This window comes from Anaerorhabdus sp. (genome assembly GCF_036657415.1).
Taxonomy (GTDB): domain Bacteria; phylum Bacillota_I; class Bacilli_A; order Erysipelotrichales; family Erysipelotrichaceae; genus Anaerorhabdus.
In genome coordinates this window covers 3,732-9,244 of record NZ_JAVXGL010000027.1, presented here as the reverse complement: position 1 = coordinate 9,244, position 5,513 = coordinate 3,732, and the positions used below count along the sequence as shown (strand labels likewise).

Sequence of the window (5,513 nt, the reverse complement as noted above, 5' to 3'; positions counted from 1 at the left end):
CAAATTCATATTTTTATGCATTGTATATTATATCTTATTTATAGACTTAAAACAAATAAACAGCGAAAGTTTCAGTTTTTCTTCACTTATTTTTGACTTAGAGTTCACTTAAAGTGTTAGGGTAGTTTTAATACAAAAGAATAACTACAAAATCGGTACCCTTATTTCGTTTTATTCCACATTCTTCCTCTTTGTGGTAGTTATGGTAATTTATTTGATAAAAGCTTCTCACGAGTTCATTAGCGTACAACCTTTTTTAGATTCAATGGGTGTGTTGCAATCACAAAAATTTTAATTTTACCTTCAAAAGATGACAATGCTTCTAATGCTCCTTTCAATGTACTTCCTGTTGTACATACATCATCTACCAATAAAATCTTTTTAATGTGTTTTACATCTTTTGTACAGCGAATATTTCCAATCATTTTTTGCCGTTGTATTGAAGTTGATGTGACTTGTTTTTGATTACTCGTTTTTTCTAAGCAACAATATTTTTCGTTTTTACACCATTCAAACATTCCTAGCACATGATTAAATCCACGATCTTTTATTTTGTCTTTAGAACTAGGCATTGGCACAAGTGTATATCCCCAATACTTAACATGAAATATCATGCGATGATTAAATAAAAAAACTGATTTTAATGCTTCATCCATGCAATCTTTGTATTGAACCAATAATGAACTAAAAAAATCATTATAAATATAACAGGCATCGACTGGAATGTTATTTATAATAAATTTCTTTTTATTTCTAATAAGTTCATGACGACACATTGGACATAAAACATCGTGATTAATAAGTAATTCAATCAGTGTTGCCCCATGTTCAAGGGATTGATTGCAGTATAAACATCTATCCATGATTAGCCTCTTTACAAACACGAATACACTCATTAACAATAGATGATTTGGCATTGCTTAAAAACAAACAATCACCGGTTGGATATTTAAAACTTCTTCCTACACGACCACTCATTTGAATTAAGCTCGCAACATCAAACACACTATGATTTGCATAAAAAACACAGACGTCAATTCCTTCAATTGTAACTCCTCTTTCTAATATTGTTGTAGCAATTAAACATCGAAATTTTTTGTTTCTGAAGTCTTCAATAATTTCATCTTTATTCACTGTTTTACTTGTACATACTTTCACTCTAACTATGCATGATAAAAGGACATAGAGATATTTTGATATTCTAATTGTTGGTGTAAAAATAAGTATTGAACTTTCTCTTTTAACTACCCAATCAATTAAAAATAAAAGTAATAAAATTATTGGTGAAACTATCAATCTTGGTACAGGTAAATCATGGTTATGTGGTCTTCTATTTAATTTTAAATGCGTTATATTTTTAAGTCTTAATCGTTCTGTTAAATAATCATCAGGTGTTGCAGTTAAAAATATCATTTCACCTTTACAACTTGTCTGTACAATTCCTGCAAGTACCTCATTTCCTTTATATGGAAAAGCATCCGGTTCGTCTAAGATTAGTAGATCAAATGTTTTTGGATAACGATAAAGTTGATGTGTAGTGCATATAATTAAATCACCCACTAAATCTTCAGTATAGTCTTGACAGACTGCAATTACTTTCGCATTCAAAAATATATTTTCTAGTCTTCGCTTTAAATCCAAAACTACTTGGCGTCGTGCTATTGCTAAGGCAACACATTTACGTTGTTTTAAATAATAACTAATACTTTCAATCACAAGTTCAGTTTTTCCAGCACCACAAACAGCATCAATAAAAATATCTCTTTTCTGTTTAAGTGAAGCAAGACATTGGTGTGATATGACTAGTTGTGCATTGGTTAGTGGATATTTCAATGTATATTCAGATGAGTCTTGACCAACCTCTATATTTGCCACTGTTTTATCCTCTTCTAATAATTGGCGTTTAAATTGAATACATCTTCTACACAACCACCCTTTACTTCCTTTATAAAAATAAGTCTTATCTTGATTCAAACATCGTGGACATTTCATAAAAAAACTCCTTCTACTTATTTATAAGAAAGAGTTTTGATTTTCCTAATCTAAATCTTCAGTTGTTGTGATTTTTTTATTTTTGTAATCCCCTTCAACAACCGCAATTCGAGTATTCCCATATTTTTCTACCAATGAAGCATCATCAGTACCCACAAAATTATCAAGCTTTGCTTTTTTATAACATGATAACAATAAAGCTGTTTTAAATACTTGTGGTGTTTGGGCATGCATTAATGTCTCACGCAATGGTGTATATTCAATATATCCATCTTTTACAGACTTAATTGTATCTTTTGCCGGAACCATTAATAAAGCTGCATCATTACTTTCCATACTCTTGCACAAGCGATTGATACATTCTTTAGAAACATAAGGTCTAGCTCCATCATGAACGAACACAATATCCTCTTTTACCGCAAACAAACCGTTTTCTACACTTTCTTGGCGTGTTTTTCCTCCACCAACAATTACAATTTTACCGCTAAATCGGTTCGTATGTTGCTTATAATCTAAACCCTCTGTAACTATAATGATTTGGCTACAACGCTTATCTTCCTCAAAAACTTTCATCGTCCGTTCAAGAATTGTCTTTCCATCAACACGATAATAGACTTTGTTATAGCCTAAATTCATTCTTGTCCCCTTACCAGCGGCCACAATTATTACTGAATAATTCATCCATCTATTCTCCCAACTTTGTTTCAATGATACAACAATTTCACAAGTTCCTCAATATTTATATTATTGTGCCATTTTGTAAAACTTCTACTTCAAAACAGTACATTTTTATCGTATAATTTAAATACGCAGAAGGGGGTACAACCATGAAAGTATCCACAAAGTTAGGCGATACTGGCACAACAAGTGCATATGGTTGTCGAGTTGACAAATCAAGTACCCTCATAAATACATTAGGGGAACTGGATTCCTGTATTGCTGAATGTATTTTAATTAGTTCAAAATGGGATTCTTTGTCCTCTACATGCCAACATATTGTAGAGGATTTAAACTGCATTTGTGCAATTATAACCGGATATAACTCGAGTCATCTATTTACAGAAGAACGTACAAAATGGTTAGAAATTGAAATGGATCAAGAATCTATTGATGATGATTTTCATTTTGTTTATCCATTTCACAACGAAAAAGCTGCGACATTAAACCATCTTCGAACAACAGTCCGAAGTGTAGAGAGAAGTTTATTCACTCTAAATAAGGAACAACCAGTAGCCTTAGAAATCCTAAGTTATATTAATAGATTAAGTGACTTTTGGTTTATAATCGGCTGTAAAGAACTAATAAACGAATGTATTAATGAAGGAGAATGATTATGAACTATAGCAAACAAACAATCGAAAAACTAAACAAGGACATTGAAACATATTTCCCTCATCTTACTAAGATAGAGAATGACTTTCACACTGTACACAGTGGTGTATCTCGTCTAGTAATGCTTGACCGTTACTCTCAAAAAGATCGAGATTTAGTCTCTCTAGGTTTAGGAGACATTGTACTAACAGTTATTAAAGAGGATCCTAAATACCCAGCACGTGGTGTTGGAATTGTACAAGCTATAGATTACGATCATGAATTAGTTACTCTTGAAATAGAAGAAGAATTTAGAGGCACTCTTGAAGATGAACAAGAATCTCAAACTGGAATTGTTAAACGTACTTTTTTCCAAATTGATAAGCCACTAGAAATTTTCTATGAACAAATTGCAAAGCGTGTTGGTTATGCTTTAGCAACACCAGAAAAGGATGAAGCTACTCGTGAAAAATACGGGCAACTTTTCTTTGAACAATTAAAAAACTTAAATACGATTCCAGCTGGTCGTGTACTATATGGTGCTGGCAGTGGAACTCAAGTTACATATTTTAACTGCTTTGTTATGCCTTTTGTAAAAGATAGTCGTGGTGGCATTGCAGATCATCGTAAAGAAGTTATGGAAATTATGAGTCGTGGTGGTGGCGTTGGAACAAACGGTTCTACCCTTCGTCCTAAATCAGCTCCTGCAAAAGGTGTTGGTGGTAAATCGAGTGGTGCAGTATCTTGGTTAAATGACATCGCAAACTTAACTAATCTTGTTGAACAAGGTGGAAGTCGTCGTGGAGCTCAAATGATTATGCTTGCTGACTGGCATCCTGATATTATTGAATTTATTATTTCTAAGATGCAAAACCCTAAAGTATTAAAATGGTTAACAGAAAATTCTAAAGATGAACAAATTCGTGAACTAGCTCACAACAAACTAAAATTCACAGCACTTACTCGTCTTGAAAGAGAAATGTATGAAAGTCTTGTTGAAGCTAAAACTACTCCTGAACATATTAAAGATCATGCAAGAGAAATTTTACTTGATGGTGGTAGTTTAGATGTACAAAGTCCTGAATTTTTAACTGGCGCAAATATTTCGGTAACAATCACAAAAGAATTCATGAAAGCCGTTGAAGAAGATGGAACATTTGATTTAAGATTCCCAGACCTTCAAAATTATACTGATGAACAAAAAGCTGCATATGATGAAAAATGGCATGAAATTGGTGATGTTCGTGAATGGGAAGCCATGGGTTACCCGATTAAGAAATATCGTACACTTAAAGCTAGAGATTTATGGGATTTAATCTGTTTCTGTGCTACATATTCAGCAGAACCTGGAATCTTCTTCATTGATAATGCTAATGATATGACAAATGCTAAGACATATGGTCAAAAAGTTGTCGCAACAAATCCTTGTGGAGAACAACCACTTGCGCCATATTCTGTATGTAATTTAGCAGCTGTTAATCTTGCTAATTTTGTCGATAAGAAAACTGGTGAAATTCTATATGATGACCTTGCTAATGCTGTTGCGCTAACAGTACGTATGCAAGATAACGTAATCGATAATACGCCTTACTTCCTTGAAGCAAATAAAGAACAAGCTTTAGGTGAAAGACGTGTTGGTTTAGGAATCATGGGATTACACGATTTATTGATATGGGCTAAAAACCGTTATGGCTCACCTGAGTCAATTGAAACTATTGATAAAGTATTCAAATGTATTTCTGAAAGTGCATACCGTACTTCAGTTGAACTTGCTAAAGAAAAAGGTTCATTCCCATTCTTTACAAAGGGTGAAGATTTTATTCAATCAGGATATATGAAATTAATGGATGAAAGCATTCGTCAAGATATTGTGAAATACGGAATTCGTAACTCACACTTATTAACAATCGCGCCAACGGGATCAACTGGAACAATGGTTGGTGTATCAACTGGACTAGAACCTTATTTCAGTTTCAGCTATTTCCGTTCTGGTCGTTTAGGAAAATTCATTGAAGTAAATGCTGCAATTGTTGATCAATGGTTAGCATTGAATCCAGGATATAGTCGTGATACTTTACCTGATTACTTCGTAAGTGCTATGCAATTAAGTCCTGAGGAACATGCCGATACACAATGTGCAATTCAACGTTGGATTGATTCTTCTATCTCTAAAACAGTTAATGCTCCACGCGGTTTCTCTGTTCGTCAAG

5 protein-coding genes are annotated in these 5,513 nt (G+C 33.2%); 2 read left to right on the top strand and 3 right to left on the bottom strand.

The genetic code is table 11. The features are described from left to right. Window positions 1–239: 239 nt before the first annotated feature. From RSB60_RS05525 to ispD, 3 genes are read right to left on the bottom strand one after another with little or no spacing between them, the layout of a single operon-like run. Complete coding sequence (locus tag RSB60_RS05525; RefSeq protein ID WP_332615043.1) at window positions 240–863, bottom strand: ComF family protein; 624 nt, start codon at window positions 861–863, stop codon at window positions 240–242. Continuing rightward, window positions 856–1,992: a helicase-related protein gene (locus tag RSB60_RS05520; protein ID WP_332615041.1), complete on the bottom strand. Its 1,137-nt coding sequence runs from the start codon at window positions 1,990–1,992 to the stop codon at window positions 856–858. The genes RSB60_RS05525 and RSB60_RS05520 overlap by 8 nt, the downstream gene beginning before the upstream one ends. Before the next feature lie 45 nt (window positions 1,993–2,037). After that, a complete protein-coding gene (gene ispD / locus RSB60_RS05515; RefSeq protein ID WP_323381449.1) occupies window positions 2,038–2,673 on the bottom strand; it encodes a 2-C-methyl-D-erythritol 4-phosphate cytidylyltransferase in 636 nt (211 codons plus the stop codon). Between the two features lie 146 nt (window positions 2,674–2,819). Here ispD and RSB60_RS05510 point away from each other — a divergent pair, with 146 nt between their 5' ends. Next, window positions 2,820–3,323 (top strand): ATP:cob(I)alamin adenosyltransferase, encoded by a 504-nt coding sequence (locus RSB60_RS05510; RefSeq protein ID WP_323381450.1) that lies wholly within the window; start codon window positions 2,820–2,822, stop codon window positions 3,321–3,323. A 2-nt stretch (window positions 3,324–3,325) separates the two neighbouring features. Continuing rightward, window positions 3,326–5,513, top strand: a 2,188-nt coding sequence (locus RSB60_RS05505; protein WP_332615039.1) for a vitamin B12-dependent ribonucleotide reductase, incomplete at its 3' end; no start/stop codon positions are given.

Bases quoted from the DNA above. Each gene is read 5' to 3' on its own strand.
- RSB60_RS05525 (WP_332615043.1), bottom strand. From the start codon at position 863: ATGGATAGATGTTTATACTGCAATCAATCCCTTGAACATGGGGCAACA.
- RSB60_RS05520 (WP_332615041.1), bottom strand. From the start codon at position 1,992: ATGAAATGTCCACGATGTTTGAATCAAGATAAGACTTATTTTTATAAA.
- ispD (WP_323381449.1), bottom strand. From the start codon at position 2,673: ATGAATTATTCAGTAATAATTGTGGCCGCTGGTAAGGGGACAAGAATG.
- RSB60_RS05510 (WP_323381450.1), top strand. From the start codon at position 2,820: ATGAAAGTATCCACAAAGTTAGGCGATACTGGCACAACAAGTGCATAT.